The organism is Nocardia asiatica NBRC 100129 (assembly GCF_000308415.1).
Taxonomy (GTDB): Bacteria; Actinomycetota; Actinomycetes; order Mycobacteriales; family Mycobacteriaceae; genus Nocardia; species Nocardia asiatica.
The window spans coordinates 19,050-33,807 of sequence record NZ_BAFS01000277.1 but is presented as its reverse complement, the minus strand read 5'-3'; the positions used below and the strand labels follow the sequence as shown (position 1 = coordinate 33,807).

The window sequence follows — 14,758 nt, the reverse complement described above, 5'->3', positions numbered from 1 at the left end:
CGTGGTGTGCACGCGATCTAGTGATTGCCCGAAATTCGCCCGCAAATGTCTCGAGCAGGAAAACTGCGGCTCAAGTCGAATTACCGGGAAATGGCTACAGTTCCGGACTTGGTCCTAGCCGCGACTGTCGGCGTACCGGCGCAACGTGTCGATCTGCGACGGGTCCAGCGAGGGCCGCACCACCGCCCGGGCAGCCAGCACGTCGGCCGCGGTGACGTCGGCCGCGTGCACGTCCCGGCGCATCGCCGCGAGCGCGGACTCGCGCAGCAGCGCCGCGCAGTCGGCGGCGGAGTAACCGTCCAGTTCCTCGGCGAGCGCGTCCAGATCGACGTCGTCGGACAGCGGCACCGCGCGGCCCGCCGTGCGCAAGATCTCCCGGCGAGCGGCGGCGTCCGGCGGCGGTACGAAGACCAGCCGTTCCAGCCTGCCCGGCCGCAGCAGCGCCGGGTCGATCAGCTCCGGCCGGTTGGTCGCGCCGAGCACCACCACGTCACGCAGCGGTTCCACGCCGTCGAGTTCGGTGAGCAGTGCCGCGACCACCCGGTCGGCGACACCGGCGTCGGCGCTCTGGCCGCGGCGCGGGGCCAGCGCGTCCACCTCGTCCAGGAAGATCAGCGACGGCGCGGAATCGCGCGCCCGCTGGAACAATTCGCGCACCGCGCGCTCGGACGAGCCGACCCACCGGTCCAGCAGTTCGGCGCCCTTGACCGCGTGCACGCTGAGCTGGCCGCTGCCGGCCAGCGCTCGCACCAGGAAGGTCTTGCCGCAGCCCGGCGGGCCGTAGAGCAGGACTCCGCGCGGCGGCTCGATGCCGAGGCGGGCGAAGGAGTCGGGGTGGCGCAGCGGCCACAGCACCGCCTCGGTCAGCGCCTGCTTGGTCTCCGTCATGTCGCCGACGTCGTCCAGGCCCAGGCTGCCGATGGCGAGTTCCTCCATGCCCGAGCGCGACAGCGGCCGGATCACCTCGAGCGCGCCGAGCAGGTCGGGTTGGGTGAGCTGGGGCTCACCGTGCTCCCTGGCCCGCGACGCCGCGCGCAGCGCCGCCTCCCGGCACAGCGCCGCCAGATCCGACACCACGAATCCCGGCGTGCGGGCGGCGATCTCGTCGAGTTCCAGCGCGGCGGTCGGCACCCGGCGCAGCAACTGCTCCAGCAGGGCCGCGCGCACCGCGGCGGAGGGCAGCGGCAGCGCGAGTTCCCGATCGCACAGGTCAGGTCCCCGCAGCCGCTGGTCGATCCCGGCGGGATGCGCCGTGGTGGCGAGGAACGCGACGCCGGGCTCGGCGATCGCCGCGCGCAACTGGTCGAGGATGAGCGTGGCGACCGGCTCGGCGGCCGCGGGCAGCAGCGCGTCGATGTCGCTGATCAGCAGGACGCCGCCCTTGCCGCAGCCGATGTCGGCCACCGCCTCGGCGACCACGCGCAGCCGCGCACCGCTCTCGGCCGCGCCGATGGTCGGGCCGTCCAACTCCACCACGCGCCGCGGCGCCGCGACCGAGCGGGCCAGCGTCGCTTTGCCGACCCCGGCCGGGCCGGTGATCAGCACGCCGAGGTGCGGACGCGCGCCGAGCGTGCGCAGCAGTTCGGGCTCGTCCAAGGCCAAGCTGAGCCACTCGGCGAGCTTCGCGGCCTGGCTACGGGAGCCGGCCAGGTCTTCGACCGAGATGCGCGCGGTGGCGTCGCCGCTCGCCGCGATTCGGCCGACCGTGGCGCCGTTGGTGCCCGCGGCCGTGTCGAAGACGGCGGCTTCGACGGCGCCGCGCGAAGCCTCGCCCACCGGAATCGGTGTTCCGGCCGAGGCCAGATCGGCGGCGTCGCGCGCGGCGACCGCTCCCGCGCCCCAGACGACGGCGGTGTTCGGCTGCACGCTCACCGGCCCGCGCGGATCGGTGCCGGTGACGGTGAGCAACTCCGTGGTCCAGGCGATGCCGAAGGTGCGCGACAGCGCCTGGGTGGCCGCCGTGGAGCTGATGTCGGGGCCCAGGTCGCGCGGCAACAGCGAGACCGCGTCGCCGACCGTGACGACCTTCCCGAGCAGCGCCTGCCGCAGGGTCGCGGCCGGAATCGTCCGGGTGGCGTGCACCGAGCCGCTCACCGTGATCTGTTTCGCGCCGTAGACCGTCGCGGGGGAGATCACCACGGTGGCGTCTTCGCGCAACCCGGCGTTGGACAGCGTGACGTCATCGAGCAGGGCGACCCCGGCGGGCGTGCCCTGGCGCGCCACGCCGACCACCGCGGCCGTGCGCCGTGAGCCGACCAGCATGATGCCGTCCCACTCCCGCAAGCCCAACGCGGTCAGCGCCTCCGGATGCAGCCGCACCACCCCGCGCCGGGCGTCGGCGGCCGAGGGATTCAAGCGGGCGGTGAGTGCCAGTTCTGCCACTGTGCCATTCTGCCGCGCGGGCCCGCCATCGGTCACGGTTCATCGTTCCGGAGGCGGTGGAACAGGCTCGCCGGCTACTTCTCCACGATTCCGGCGGCGACCGCGACCGAGGTGTCGGCGACGCTCGGCGACAGGCACACCAGTTTGGCGGTGCCCAGCGCGACGTTCGGGCTGCCGTCGAACGGGCCGCCGGGGTTCTCCGCGAGGATCTGCTCGATCAGCGCCTTCTCGCCCTCGGTGTCCAGTTTCCGGAACTCGCCGCAGGTGGTGCTGGACGCCGGGCCGAGCGCGGCGTCGCCGCGTCTCGTCGTGACCGGCGCGTCCGTGTCTGCCGGGGTGTCCGGCGTCGCCGTGCCGGGAGCGGTGGTGCGCGCGGCCGAGGCGGACGTGGTCGCGCTCGCGGAGCCCTTGCGCAAACCGTTCGCGTCGGTGGACTCGTCCGCTCCGCCGCAGCCTGCCAGCAGGAAACCCACCGTCCCGACGGCCAGGACGATGGCGGAAATTCGTTTCATACCGTGCTTCCCGGGTGGATCGTGACGCCGGAGTCCCCGGCGTTCGCAGCAGCGTACCGGTTGCGAGGGGATCAGTGGATGTGTGCCCGCCAATCCGCGGGAACGCGTCCGCGCGGGCCGGGCACGCCCTGATCAGCCGGATGACTGTGCGGTGGAGCCAACTCCGGCCCCTCGGTGTACATCTCCCCGGTGTCGAAGTTGTAGTACCAGTCCTCGCCCGGCTCGAAACTCTGGATGAACGGGTGACCGGTGCTCTTGGCGTGCCCGGTCGCGTGCTGCGCGGGGGAGGTGTCGCAGCAGCCGACATGCCCGCATTGGGCGCAGCGCCGCAGATGCACCCACCAACCGGAGTTCTGCTCGCACTCCGCGCAACCGGGGCCGCTGGGCGGTACGGCGGGATCGATGCCCGCGAGGTTCTCGGTCATGACTGTCCTTCCGTGTTCGCGGGAGTGCCGCCGTCGATCTGCTCCTGTTCGGGGCGGTGCAGCGGCAACCAGACGGTGAACCTGGTGTCGCCCGGCTCGGAGTCCACCCGGATGTCGCCGTTGTGCTTGTTGACCACGATGCGGAACGAGATGTCCAGCCCGAGGCCGGTGCCCTCGCCCATCGGTTTGGTGGTGAAGAACGGTTCGAAGATCCGGTTGCGCGCCTCCGGCGCGATGCCGGGTCCGGTGTCGCCGATCTCGACGACGGCGCAGTCTTTCTCGAGTCTGGTGCGGATGCTCAAGGTGCCCGCGCCGTTCATCGCGTACACCGCGTTGTCGATCAGGTTGGTCCACACCTGGTTGAGTTCGGCGGCGTAGCACGGCACCTGCGGCAAGGTGCGGTCGTACTCCTTCACCACGCGCACCTCGTCGCCGATCTTGCGGCTGAGCATCACCAGCGTGCTGTCGAGCAGTTCGTGGATGTCGACCACCTGGAACGGCGCCCGGTCCATCTGCGAGTACTGCTTCGCGGCGCCGACCAGCGAGGAGATGCGGGTGGTCGAGTCGCCGATCTCGTTCATCAGCAGTTCGGTCTCGATGGTGTAGTTCAGCCAGCGGACGGCGCCCTGGAAGACCTGCTCCGGTGCGCCCTCCAGGGTGGCGGCCACCCGTTCCAGCCAGTCGGTGTCGAAACCGGCCTGCACGAAGTTCGGCGCGAGGTTCCAGGCGTCGGCGACGCCGTGCTCCTCCAGCCATTCCCCGAGCAGGTCCTCGCGGTCGGCGGCCTCCATCGGCGAGAGTTCCGGCGCCTTCGCGACCTGGGCGGCCGCCTCCTCCTGCAGGCGCACCAGCGCGCCCAGCGACGACGGATCGAACTTGCCCTCCGCCATCATCGCGAGCTTGTGCCGCATGCCCGCGACCCGTTCGCGCAAGCCGGCGGTGGCGCGCACCGCGGCGGCGGCCGGATTGTTCAGTTCGTGGGTGAGGCCCGCCGACAGCGAACCGAGCGCGAGCAGCCGTTCGCGCTCACCGATGCGCGCGTTGGTGTTGCGGTTGCCGAAGAACACGCCCTCGAGCAGGTGCACGGCCATCGGGAACCACTCGTGCATCATCCGGGCGAAGACCTCGGCGTCCAGGACGTAGAACCGCGACGGCCGCGTCACGTACATCGAGCCGCTGTAGGTCTGCTCGACCTTGTCGCCGATGTAGGACATCCAGGCGCCCGCGTAGGAGCCGTGGTGCTCGGTGCGGACCAGCTCGATCTCGGTGCCCGCGGACTGCTTGGTGAGCACCACCTCGCCGTCCATCAGCACGTAGAAGCAGGTGGCCGGGTCGCCCTCGCGGAAGACGAGACCGGGTTCGATGGTCTCGATCCGGCCGTCTGCGCACAGCCATTGCAGCTGCTCGTCGTTCAGCTTCTCGAACAGGAACAGGGTGCGCAGCTCGGCGGGGTCGCACACCAGCCTGCTGCTGCGGTCCGCGGTCTGGTTCGAAGTCATTGCGGCCTCCTGGTCAGGCGAGATAACGGTGGACGAGCATGACGGCCATCGCGCCTTCTCCGACGGCGGAGGCGACGCGCTTGGCCGACTCGGCGTGCACGTCGCCCGCCACGAACACCCCGGGCACGCTCGTCTCCAGATGGTGCGGTGGCCGCGACAGCTCCCAGCCCGCGGGCCGGGCGCCGTCGACCATCAGGTCCGGCCCGGCGAGCACGTACCCCGCGTCGTCGCGCGTGACGACGCCGTCGAGCCATTCCGTCTGCGGCGCGGCGCCGATGAACAGGAACAACCGCTCCGCGTCGGCCTTCTCCTCGGCGCCGGTCCGGTTGTCGCGCAGCACGATCTGCCGCAGGTGATCGTCGCCGTCGGCGGCGACCACCTCGGTGTTGGTGTGCACCTCGATGTTGGCGATCTGCGCGATCTGCTGGATCAGGTAGTGCGACATGGACTGCTCCAGCGAATCCGCCCGGACCAGCAGGTGCACGGTGCGCGCGTTGCGGGACAGGAACACCGCGGCCTGTCCCGCCGAGTTCGCGCCACCCACGATGTAGACCTCGTGATCGGCGCATTCGGACGCCTCGGTCATGGCCGAGCCGTAGTAGACGCCGCGCCCGGTGAAGTCGTCGACGCCCGGCGCCGGGTGCCGGCGATAGTCGACGCCGGTCGCGATGATCACGGTGTGCGCGCACAGGCTGCCGCCGTCGGCGAACCGCACGGTGCGCGCGGACCCGTGCACCTCCAGCGCCACCACCTCGCGCGTGGTGACCACCTCGGCGCCGAATTTCGCGGCCTGCCGCCGCGCCCGATCGGCGAGTTGGGCGCCGGACAGGCCGTCGGGGAAGCCGAGGTAGTTCTCGATGCGCGAGCTCTGCCCGGCCTGCCCGCCGGTCGCGGTGCGTTCCACGAGCACGGTGCGCAGTCCCTCGGACGCCCCGTAGACCGCCGCGCCCAGACCGGCGGGACCGCCGCCGACCACGATCAAGTCGTAGAACTCCCCGGCCGGAGCGACGGTCAGGCCGACGTTCTGGGCCAGTTCGCTGTCGGAGGGCTGCACCAGCGCCTCGCCCGCCGAGGTGATCACCACCGGGCATCGCTCCGGGTCGGCTCCCGCGGCCTCCAGCAGGCGCGCGCCCTCGGGCTCGTCGGCCAGGTACCACCGGTAGGGCAGCTGGTTGCGCGCGAGGAATTCACGGACCTGCGAGGACCGCGGCGACCAGCGATTGCCGACCACCTTGGTCTCGGTGACCGGCCGATGCTCGCTGCCGCGCCAGGCCTCCAGCAGCCCGTCCAGCACCGGGTAGAGCTTCTCCTCGGGCGGATCCCACGGCTTGAGCAGGTAATGGTCCAGGTCGACGACGTTGATCGCGTCGATCGCCGCGTTCGTGTCGGCATAGGCGGTCAGCAGCACGCGGCGCGCGTAGGGGTGCAGGTCCATCGCCTGCTCCAAGAATTCGATGCCGTCCATGCCCGGCATCCGATAGTCGGCGATCAACACCGCGACCGGCTGGCCGCGCAGCTTCATCTCACGCAGCGCCTCCAGCGCCTGCGCACCCGACTCCGCGCGCAGAATCCGGTAATCGGCGCCGTAACGGCGGCGCAGGTCGCGCACGACCGCACGGGAAACGCCTGGATCGTCGTCGACGCTCAGGATGGCCGGTTTGGTGGCAGCGGGTGAACTCACCTGACGAGTATGGAGCCTGTCGGTGCGGTCTGTCGTGGGCGTTCGCCGAGGGCTCAGAGCCGATGACGCCGGACGAGATCGAACTCACGCGGAGTGAGCAGGCGCTCCAGCCGTTCTTCCCGCGCGGCCGCGCGGGCGGTGCGCGGCAATGCCGTCGTGCCGCGGAATCTTCGCCCGTCCTCGGGCTCGATGGCGGGCAGTAGCGGAACCCGGTCCGCGGGTCGCCGATGCAGCAAGGAGCGCAGTTTCACGGCCGATCACCTCACGTTGGACGCCGAAAGTTGGAGGCAGTGTCTGTGCTTGATCTATCTGCGATTGTGCGCCGCGCATTACAGCGGCGGGTGCGGCGGTAGCGAAAATGTGACGCAACTGTCGTCCCGTCTAAAATGTGCGCGCATCGTCCACACGCGTTCGGACAACCGGCCATCGGTCCGTCGCTCGTATCCCGGAGGCAGCGTTGCCGAAAAATCTCGAAGCCACCATCGACATCGCCGCGCCCCCGGAGCGGGTGTGGGCGGTGGTCGCCGATCTGAAGCGGATGCCGGAGTTCAGCCCGCAGTGCGTGCGCATGACGGCGCTGGGCGCGCTGAAGGCGGGCACCTGGACGATCAACTTCAACCGGGACGGCAAGAAGTACTGGCCGACCACCGGGCGCATCGTGCGGGTCGAGCCCAACCGGGCATTCGCCTTCCGGATCAACGAGAACCGGACGGTATGGAGCTACACCCTGGAACCGACCGAGTCCGGCACGCGACTGATCGAGCGGCGCGACGTGCCCAACGGCACCAGCTGGTTCTCCCGGAAGGCGATCGACGCCGTGCTCGGCGGCGAGGCGTCGTTCGAGGAGGCGCTGGTGCGCGGCATGAACGAGACGCTGGGCAAGATCAAGAAAGCGGTCGAGGCGGGCGCCTGAGCGCCGCGCGGCGACCCGTTCGCCGCGACGCACAAGTCACGCGATGCTCGCCGCGGCAGCGTCACGGTGGACCGTGACCGGCGCCGCGGCGAGCATCGGCGAATGCGGTGTTACTTCCAGTCGGGCAGGGTCACGACCTGCGCCGCGTAGGAGAGCCCTGCGCCGAACGCGATGAGCAGCGCCGTGTCCCCCGGCTTCGACTCACCCTTGCGCAGCAGCGCCTCCATGGCCAGCGGGATCGAGGCGGCCGAGGTGTTACCCGCCTCCTCGATGTCGTTGGCCAGCGCGCAGTGCTCGGGCAGCTTCAGCACCCGGGCCATGATCTCGATGATCCGGCCGTTGGCCTGGTGCGGGATCATCGCGTCCAGGTCCTCGGGGGACAGGCCCGCACGGTCGATGGCGTCGCGGCACACCTTCTCCAGCGAGTGCGCGGCCCACCGGAACACCGCGGTGCCTTCCATGGCCAGATAGGGCCGCACCGCGTCCAGGCCCTTCTCGTCGATCTCGTGGAAGTACTCCATCCAGTCCTTGTCCTGCCGGATGGCGTGGTGCTGGGTGCCGTCCGAGCCCCACACGGTGGGGCCGATGCCCGGCTCGTCGGCGGGGCCGACGATCACCGCGCCCGCGCCGTCGGCGAAGAGGAAGGCGGTGGAGCGGTCGGTCGGGTTCACCGTGTTCGTGAGCTTCTCCACGCCGATCACGAGCACATGTGCGGCGGTACCGGCCCGGACCAGGTCCGACGCCAGCGCGATGGAGTGGCAGAAGCCCGCGCAACCGGCCGAGACGTCGAAGGCGGCGGCGCCGTTCATGCCGAGTTCGGTGGCGATGCGCGGGGCGGCGGCCGGTGTCAGCAGCAGATGGGTCGAGGTAGCAACGATCACGCAATCGACTTGGTCGACCGCGATGCCCGAGGACTCCAGCGCGCCGCGCGCGGCGGCGACGCTCATGCTCTGAATCGTTTCCGATTCGTCGGCGAATCGCCGGGTCCTGATGCCCGACCTGGTGCGGATCCACTCGTCGCTGGAGTTGATCGGACCTGCCACCTCGTCGTTGGTGACCACTCGAGCAGGGCGGTAAACGCCGAGCCCGAGAAGCGCCGTGTGCTCAGCCCCGGTGGTCTGGGCGATTCGAGCAGCCATCTGCGTCTCCTATGTACCTGCGGCGGCGCCGCCGGGTGTTCCCCGAAAGCATCGAAATCGGTCCCTCATCAGCCTCCTGCCCATCGGTGGATAGACATGAGGCTTCCTCATATTAGCCCGAAAGTCGCTCATTCGCCGCGCGTATTCGGACAATCGCTGGGTATCTCGTCCACGCACGCCACTGCTGCACGAGGCGTGGCCCAACTAGGATGCGAGGACACCATGCTCGGTCTCGGGATTATCGGATGGATCATCATCGGCGGTCTGGCCGGATGGATCGCCAGCAAGATCATGAAGACGGACGCTCAGCAGGGCATTCTGCTGAATATCGTCGTCGGCGTGATCGGCGGTCTGCTCGGCGGGTTCATGCTCAAGCTGTTCGGCGTGGACGTCGAGGGCGGCGGCCTCTGGTTCAGCTTCTTCACCTGCCTGGGCGGTGCCGTCATCCTGTTGTTCCTGGTGCGCCTGGTCACCGGCGCACGAGTGAGGTCCTGACCCCACGTGCCACGGGCTCCTTTCCCGTAAGGTGTGAACGCTTGCGCCCGTCCTATCGTGGAGGGGGCGCAACCCGTTTGCATCGAGCACGAAAGAGGAGCCTGTGGCCCGCCGTCCCACCCCGCCCGGCACGCCTGAACGCACCGGAGTCGGCCACGTCGTCGACCTGGTCCGCAACGCGATCCCTCCGTTGCATCCCGCCGGGCTCCCGTTCGTCGCCGCACCCCTCGCGGTCGCCGTCGTCGGCGGCAAGCGTAAATGGGTGCGGCGCACGGGTCTGTTCGCCGCGGCGGCGTGCGCGACCTTCTTCCGTCATCCGCATCGCGTGCCGCCGAACCGGCCGGGCGTCGTAGTCGCCCCCGCCGACGGCGAGATCGCCTTGGTCGACACCGCCGCTCCCCCCGCCGAACTCGGTCTCGGCGACGAGCCGCTGCCCCGGGTGAGCATCTTCCTGTCCGTGCTGGACGTCCATGTGCAGCGCACGCCCGTCTCCGGCATCGTGCGAACGGTCCTGCATCAGCCCGGCCAGTTCCGTTCCGCGGACCTCCCCGAGGCGAGCTCGGTGAACGAGCGCAACACCATGGTGCTGGAGACGCCGGAGGGCAACCGGATCGTCGTGGTGCAGATCGCCGGGCTGCTCGCGCGGCGCATCGTCTGCGACGCCCAGGTCGGCGACGTGCTGACCATCGGCGACACCTACGGCCTGATCCGCTTCGGCTCCCGCGTCGACACGTACTTCCCGCCGGGCACCGAACTACTGGTGCAGCCCGGTCAGCGCACCATCGGTGGCGAGACCGCGCTCGCCGTGCTCGGCGCCACCGCCGACGCGTGATGGAAGCGGCGGTACCCACCCAGCGGCGCCGCAGGCGGAGCGTCCGGCTGCTGCCCAGCATCGTCACCATCCTGGCGCTGTGCTCCGGGCTGTCGGCGGTGAAATTCGGCCTCGACGGCAAGCTCGGTATCGCACTGGCCATGATCGGCGCGGCGGCCGTGCTGGACACCCTCGACGGCAGGCTGGCCAGGATGCTCGACGCGACCACGAAGATGGGCGCCGAGCTGGATTCGCTGTCGGATGCCATCTCCTTCGGCGTCGCACCCGCGCTCGTCCTGTACGTGACTCTGCTCAGCAGCAACAGCGTGGGCTGGATCGTCGCTCTGCTGTTCGCGGTCAGCATCGTGCTGCGCCTGGCCAGATTCAACACCCTGATGGACGACGACACCCGGCCGGACTGGGCGCGGGAGTACTTCGTCGGCGTGCCCGCTCCAGCCGGTGCGCTCATCGCGATGGTGCCGGTGGGGCTGCTCGTGCAGTTCGGCGACGGCTGGTGGGTCGGCTTCTACGAAGTGGCGGCGTGGACGGTGTTCTCGGCCGCGCTGTGCGTGAGCACCATCCCGACGCTCGCCATGAAGTCGGTGTCGGTGGCGCCGCAAGCGGCGGCGGGGCTGCTGGTGCTGGTCGCGCTCGCCGCGGCGGCGCTGGTCACCTACCCGATCGTGCTGCTGCTGGTGCTGGTCGCGCTGTATCTCGGTCATATCCCGTTCGCCTGGCATTCCCAGCGCTGGGTGGCCGCGCGTCCGGAGACCTGGACGCACAAACCCGCCGAGCGACGGGCGCAACGCCGGGCCGACCGGCGGCTGCCCGCGATCCGGCGGCCTGCCATCCGCGGCTCGTCGGCTCGTCTGCGCCTGCGCCGCCCCGGGGCGAAGCAGCGCAACGGGCACCCGCCACCGAGTTCGGATCTCCAGTAGCTCTTTCGGAGCACAACTGGTTTCGTGAGTACATGGGTAACTCGTCGGGCACGCCTGATCCGGCAGCGGCACTGAACGCAGGACCTGGACGCACGTCTCGCGTCACCCGACCGGTCCGGCCCGAAGACCCGGAGAGGCGGGGGGGCTTGCGGGAATTCGAGGGGCATCGACCGCGGCTTTTCGCGCTCGCCTACCGGATGCTCGGCTCGGCCACCGAGGCCGAGGACGCGGTGCAGGAGACCTACCTGCGCTGGGACGGCGCCGACCGCGCCCAGATCCGTTCCGCCGAGGCGTGGTTGACCACCGCCCTGGTGAATCTCTGCCGTACCTGGTTGGTTTCGGCGCGGGCCAGGCGGGAGACCTACGTCGGGCCGTGGCTGCCCGAGCCGGTGCCGACCGCGCGCGGCGAGCTCGGTCCGCTGGAGACCGTCGAGGAGCGCGAACTGGTCTCGCTGGCGCTGCTGGCCGCGCTGGAGCGGCTGACCCCGGTGGAGCGCGCCGTCTTCGTGCTGCGCGAGGCGTTCGGCTACGCGCACCGTGAGATCGCCGACATGCTCGACGTGACCGAGACGAACTCCCAGCAGATCTTCCGCCGGGCGGGCCGACGCGTGCGGGAAGGGCGGACTCGCTTCGCCATTCCCGCCGAGCATGCCAACGAACTGGTCGAGCGGTTCCTGAAGGCGGCGCGCGACGGGGACATCGAGGCGCTGGAACGGATGCTCGCCGCCGACGTGAGCGCGACCGCCGACGGCGGCGGGCAGGTCAGCGCGGCCCGGCGGCCGGTGGTCGGCGCGAACCAGGTGGCGCGGTACCTGGCGGGCCTGCTGCGGTGGGAGGTGCCGGGAATGCGACTGCTGGTGGAAGAGGTCAACGGCGCCCCCGCCGCGGTCGCGCGGGTGGACGGCGCGCCGCTGGTCGTGGTGGGCATCGAGGTGGCCGACGGAGCTGTCACCGCGCTGCGGTTGATCGTCAATCCGGAGAAGCTGTCGTATCTCGCCCGGTCGACCGCGCCGGATGGCGTGGTCGGCGCGCTGCCGGAGCGGCCTCGACGCTCCCTGTGACGCGCTTCACGGCTCTGATCTGTCAGGTTCCGGGGGGCTGTCCGGTCTGAAGGGTGATGGCCGATCGAAAGGAGCCACATCATGACCGGACAGCATCGGGTCGTCGTTCTCGGCGCGGGGTACGCGGGGCTCGCGGCCGCCCGCAGGCTCGCTCGCACGGCACGGGACGCACGGATCACCGTGGTGGACGCCCACACGTCGTTCGTCGAGCGGGTACGGCTGCACCAGCAGGCGGCCGGGCAGCACATTCCCACCTGGGACCTGCGGGAATCGCTGGAGCGCAAGCGGATCGACTTCGTGAACGACCGGGTGACCGACATCGATACGGCCGCGAAGCGCGTGGTCATGGACTCGGCGCGGGCCCTCGAATACGACAGCCTGATCTACGCCCTCGGCAGCATCGCCGATGTCGAGAGCGTTCCCGGCGTCGCCGAACACGCCTGTTCGGTGGCGACGCTGGAGGATGTGCGCGCTCTGCCCACGCCGGGCGGACCGGTGGCGGTCGTCGGGTCCGGGGCGACCGGCATCGAACTGGCGGCGGAACTGGCCGAATCGCGTGCGGGCACTCGGGTGCTGCTGATCGGGTCGGAGGAGCCGGGCGCCTGGCTGTCGCCGCGGGCACAGGCGCACATCCGGCGGACGCTGGAGCGTCTCGGGGTGGAGATCCGCTCCGGAGCCAAGGTGATCGAGGTCTCGCCTGGGGGCCCGCGTTTGGCCGACGGGTCGTTGGTCGAGGCCGCGGCGACGGTGTGGACCACCGGATTCCGCGTGCCCGACCTCGCCGCCCGGTCCGGCTTGGCGGTGGATTCCGACGGCCGCGTGCTGACCGACGCCACCCTGCGTTCGGTGTCGCATCCGGACATCTACGCCGCGGGGGACGCGGCCGTCATCGCGGGGCCGGGCGGGCGCGATCTGCGGATGGCGTGTGCCACGGCGCTGCCCACCGGCAAGTACGCGGCCGACGCCGTAGTGGCCCGGATGTGCGGCCGTGAGCCGGAAGAATTCCGCTTCCGGTATGTGCTCCAGTGCCTGAGCCTCGGTCGCCGGGATGGGGTCGTGCAAGCCGTGCGCGCCGACGACGCACCAGCCCGGACGGTGCTGACCGGGCGGACGGCGGCCTGGGTGAAGGAGCGCATCGTGCGGAGCGCGGCCTGGGCGGCGCGTCCCTGAGAATGCCGGTCAGCTGATCCGAGCAGTACCGTCAACCAATGGTTGACGATTGCTCATCGTCAACCTATCGTTGACGCATGACATCACAATTCCGCCTCGACGACCTGATCGAAGGCATCAAGAAGGCCCGTCCCGACAACGTGCTCGAGCAGCTGTCCGACGCCGTGGTCGTGGGCGATCACCTCGGCGAAGTGGCCGATCACCTGATCGGTCACTTCGTCGACCAGGCCCGGCGCTCCGGCGCCTCCTGGACCGACATCGGGGCCAGCATGGGCGTCACCAAGCAGGCCGCGCAGAAGCGCTTCGTACCGAAAGTGCCCGATCCGGCCGCCGCGGCGGCCATGGACCCCAATACCGGGTTCGCTCGTTTCACCCCGCGAGCGCGGGCGGTCGTGGTGGCGGCACAGGAGGCCGCGCGCACGGCGGGCAATCGTGAGATCGCCCTCGGGCACCTGGTGCTGGGCCTGCTCTCCGAGCCGGAGGGGCTCGCGGTGCGCGAACTGCTCGATCAAGGCGTCGCCGTGGACGTGCTCGCCGCCGCGGCCTCCGCGTCCCTGCCGCCGAGCGCGGACGATATTCCCGCGCTGATCCCGTTCGGCGCGGAGGCCAAGAAGGTTCTCGAGCTCACCTTCCGCGAGGCGCTCCGGCTGGGGCACAACTACGTCGGCACCGAGCACATCCTGCTCGCACTGCTGGAACAGGAGAACGGCGCCGGCCTGCTCAGCGATCTCGGCGTCGACAAGGCGCGCGCCGAGACGCATCTGGTCGAACTGCTCGCCTCCATCACGCCGGGGAAACCCTGATTCCGCGATGAGCGGCGGAAAGTCCCGCGCGGGGATCGCTTTCGCGGTGACCTTGCTGGTGGTCGGCCTGTCCCGGCGCGCGTCCCGGAGTCACCGCATTCGCAACGTGGTCAACGGGTTGCGCGGTGCGCGGGCCGCACGGGCGCGGCGGCGCCGGGCGTTGCGCACCCGGGGAGCCGGGATTCCCGGACCACGCCCCACCGCCGCGTTCGAACGAAAGGTGGTGCAGGCGGCCTGATCACCCCCGACCGGCCAGGCCACCGCCCCATCGCGGCCACCGAGCCTGCGGCTTCGGCTCGGCGACCAAAGGCTCGCGATGGATGTCGGTGATGTACAGGGGTAGTCGCGATTGCAGCTCGGCGAGCAGCGCGAGGCCGCGTCCGCCCTGGGCCGCGCGGTACTCCGGCATGGTCAGCCCGACGACTTGCAGGAACACCACGCGGCCGTGCGGGCTGTCGATGGCTCCCAGTTCCGGGTCGGTCGTGAAACAGACGGCGTGATTGGTGCAGTCCGCGTGGCCCGCCGCGATCGGACCGTTCGCTTTGATGGTGTGCCCCGGTTCGAACCACTTGCCGGACTGGAAGACGTAACGGGCGAGGTTCTGCACGAAGTTCGCCGGCCACACGGGCGGTTCGGTGTCGCCGGGCTCGCGCGCCAACCGGAAGGTGAATTCGAAGCCCCACCCGGACTCCGCTGGGTTGTCCCATTCCTTCTCGTACAGCTCAGTCATCCCATAGCTGACGTAGTGCCAGTGCGGCACCGGGTCGGTGCGGGGATAGGCGCTGATCCCGTCGAGCGGGTCCGCGCCGCCGAGGGACCACGGATGGTCGGACGCCCAGTGGAAGGGCTCGATGTCGCCGTACAGCGGCCGCAATGCCGCATCGATGGCATCCCAGCCGGGTTTCTCACTCACCCAGTCACCATAGGCA

General features: G+C 70.4%; 16 protein-coding genes. 8 read left to right on the top strand and 8 right to left on the bottom strand.

What is annotated here, in order from left to right:
• Nucleotides 1–114 precede the first annotated feature (114 nt).
• From ON27_RS26695 to ON27_RS26670, 6 genes are all read right to left on the bottom strand, one after another.
• Nucleotides 115–2,382, bottom strand: coding sequence for an AAA family ATPase (locus ON27_RS26695; RefSeq protein WP_043733713.1), 2,268 nt, complete (start codon nt 2,380–2,382; stop codon nt 115–117).
• A 74-nt stretch (nt 2,383–2,456) separates the two neighbouring features.
• Nucleotides 2,457–2,894, bottom strand: coding sequence for a hypothetical protein (locus tag ON27_RS26690; protein WP_043733710.1), 438 nt, complete (start codon nt 2,892–2,894; stop codon nt 2,457–2,459).
• Nucleotides 2,895–2,965: 71 nt separating this feature from the next.
• Nucleotides 2,966–3,319 (bottom strand): UBP-type zinc finger domain-containing protein, encoded by a 354-nt coding sequence (locus ON27_RS26685; RefSeq protein WP_043733707.1) that lies wholly within the window; start codon nt 3,317–3,319, stop codon nt 2,966–2,968.
• The gene (locus ON27_RS26680; protein WP_043733704.1) at nt 3,316–4,818 is read right to left on the bottom strand and encodes an ATP-binding protein; all 1,503 of its coding nucleotides are present in this window, start codon (nt 4,816–4,818) and stop codon (nt 3,316–3,318) included. The genes ON27_RS26685 and ON27_RS26680 overlap by 4 nt, the downstream gene beginning before the upstream one ends.
• Before the next feature lie 13 nt (nt 4,819–4,831).
• Nucleotides 4,832–6,499, bottom strand: a complete 1,668-nt coding sequence (locus ON27_RS26675) for an NAD(P)/FAD-dependent oxidoreductase (protein WP_043733701.1) — start codon at nt 6,497–6,499, stop codon at nt 4,832–4,834.
• A gap of 53 nt (nt 6,500–6,552) precedes the next feature.
• Nucleotides 6,553–6,750 (bottom strand): hypothetical protein, encoded by a 198-nt coding sequence (locus tag ON27_RS26670; protein ID WP_043733698.1) that lies wholly within the window; start codon nt 6,748–6,750, stop codon nt 6,553–6,555.
• 206 nt (nt 6,751–6,956) lie between these two features.
• On the opposite strand from ON27_RS26670, the gene ON27_RS26665 reads away from it, so the two are divergent.
• On the top strand, nt 6,957–7,412 hold the full coding sequence (locus ON27_RS26665; RefSeq protein WP_043733695.1) for an SRPBCC family protein: 456 nt from the start codon (nt 6,957–6,959) through the stop codon (nt 7,410–7,412).
• 110 nt (nt 7,413–7,522) lie between these two features.
• Here ON27_RS26665 and ON27_RS26660 read toward each other — a convergent pair whose 3' ends face one another.
• Entirely contained in the window at nt 7,523–8,551 is a 1,029-nt protein-coding gene (locus ON27_RS26660; protein ID WP_043733693.1) for a beta-ketoacyl-ACP synthase III, read from the bottom strand.
• A 222-nt stretch (nt 8,552–8,773) separates the two neighbouring features.
• Between ON27_RS26660 and ON27_RS26655 the strand changes: the two genes are divergently transcribed.
• The 7 genes from ON27_RS26655 (at nt 8,774) to ON27_RS26625 (ending at nt 14,067) form a co-directional block, all read left to right on the top strand.
• Complete coding sequence (locus ON27_RS26655) at nt 8,774–9,046, top strand: GlsB/YeaQ/YmgE family stress response membrane protein (RefSeq protein WP_043733691.1); 273 nt, start codon at nt 8,774–8,776, stop codon at nt 9,044–9,046.
• 103 nt (nt 9,047–9,149) lie between these two features.
• The gene (locus tag ON27_RS26650; protein WP_043733688.1) at nt 9,150–9,878 is read left to right on the top strand and encodes a phosphatidylserine decarboxylase; all 729 of its coding nucleotides are present in this window, start codon (nt 9,150–9,152) and stop codon (nt 9,876–9,878) included.
• Nucleotides 9,878–10,795, top strand: coding sequence for a CDP-alcohol phosphatidyltransferase family protein (locus ON27_RS26645; RefSeq protein ID WP_051047020.1), 918 nt, complete (start codon nt 9,878–9,880; stop codon nt 10,793–10,795). Before ON27_RS26650 ends, ON27_RS26645 begins: the two co-directional genes overlap by 1 nt.
• A gap of 146 nt (nt 10,796–10,941) precedes the next feature.
• A complete protein-coding gene (locus tag ON27_RS26640) occupies nt 10,942–11,856 on the top strand; it encodes an RNA polymerase sigma-70 factor (RefSeq protein ID WP_051047019.1) in 915 nt (304 codons plus the stop codon).
• Between the two features lie 81 nt (nt 11,857–11,937).
• Nucleotides 11,938–13,026 (top strand): NAD(P)/FAD-dependent oxidoreductase, encoded by a 1,089-nt coding sequence (locus ON27_RS26635; RefSeq protein WP_043733685.1) that lies wholly within the window; start codon nt 11,938–11,940, stop codon nt 13,024–13,026.
• A 77-nt stretch (nt 13,027–13,103) separates the two neighbouring features.
• On the top strand, nt 13,104–13,829 hold the full coding sequence (locus ON27_RS26630) for a Clp protease N-terminal domain-containing protein (protein ID WP_043733684.1): 726 nt from the start codon (nt 13,104–13,106) through the stop codon (nt 13,827–13,829).
• Between the two features lie 7 nt (nt 13,830–13,836).
• Nucleotides 13,837–14,067, top strand: a complete 231-nt coding sequence (locus ON27_RS26625; RefSeq protein WP_043733682.1) for a hypothetical protein — start codon at nt 13,837–13,839, stop codon at nt 14,065–14,067.
• On the opposite strand, the gene ON27_RS26620 is transcribed toward ON27_RS26625, so the two are convergent.
• The gene (locus ON27_RS26620; RefSeq protein ID WP_043733680.1) at nt 14,068–14,742 is read right to left on the bottom strand and encodes a suppressor of fused domain protein; all 675 of its coding nucleotides are present in this window, start codon (nt 14,740–14,742) and stop codon (nt 14,068–14,070) included.
• Nucleotides 14,743–14,758 lie beyond the last annotated feature (16 nt).

Coding starts and splice junctions, on each gene's coding strand:
- ON27_RS26690 (WP_043733710.1), bottom strand. CDS start 2,894: ATGAAACGAATTTCCGCCATCGTCCTGGCCGTCGGGACGGTGGGTTTC.
- ON27_RS26685 (WP_043733707.1), bottom strand. CDS start 3,319: ATGACCGAGAACCTCGCGGGCATCGATCCCGCCGTACCGCCCAGCGGC.
- ON27_RS26680 (WP_043733704.1), bottom strand. CDS start 4,818: ATGACTTCGAACCAGACCGCGGACCGCAGCAGCAGGCTGGTGTGCGAC.
- ON27_RS26660 (WP_043733693.1), bottom strand. CDS start 8,551: ATGGCTGCTCGAATCGCCCAGACCACCGGGGCTGAGCACACGGCGCTT.
- ON27_RS26655 (WP_043733691.1), top strand. CDS start 8,774: ATGCTCGGTCTCGGGATTATCGGATGGATCATCATCGGCGGTCTGGCC.
- ON27_RS26645 (WP_051047020.1), top strand. CDS start 9,878: ATGGAAGCGGCGGTACCCACCCAGCGGCGCCGCAGGCGGAGCGTCCGG.
- ON27_RS26635 (WP_043733685.1), top strand. CDS start 11,938: ATGACCGGACAGCATCGGGTCGTCGTTCTCGGCGCGGGGTACGCGGGG.
- ON27_RS26630 (WP_043733684.1), top strand. CDS start 13,104: ATGACATCACAATTCCGCCTCGACGACCTGATCGAAGGCATCAAGAAG.
- ON27_RS26625 (WP_043733682.1), top strand. CDS start 13,837: ATGAGCGGCGGAAAGTCCCGCGCGGGGATCGCTTTCGCGGTGACCTTG.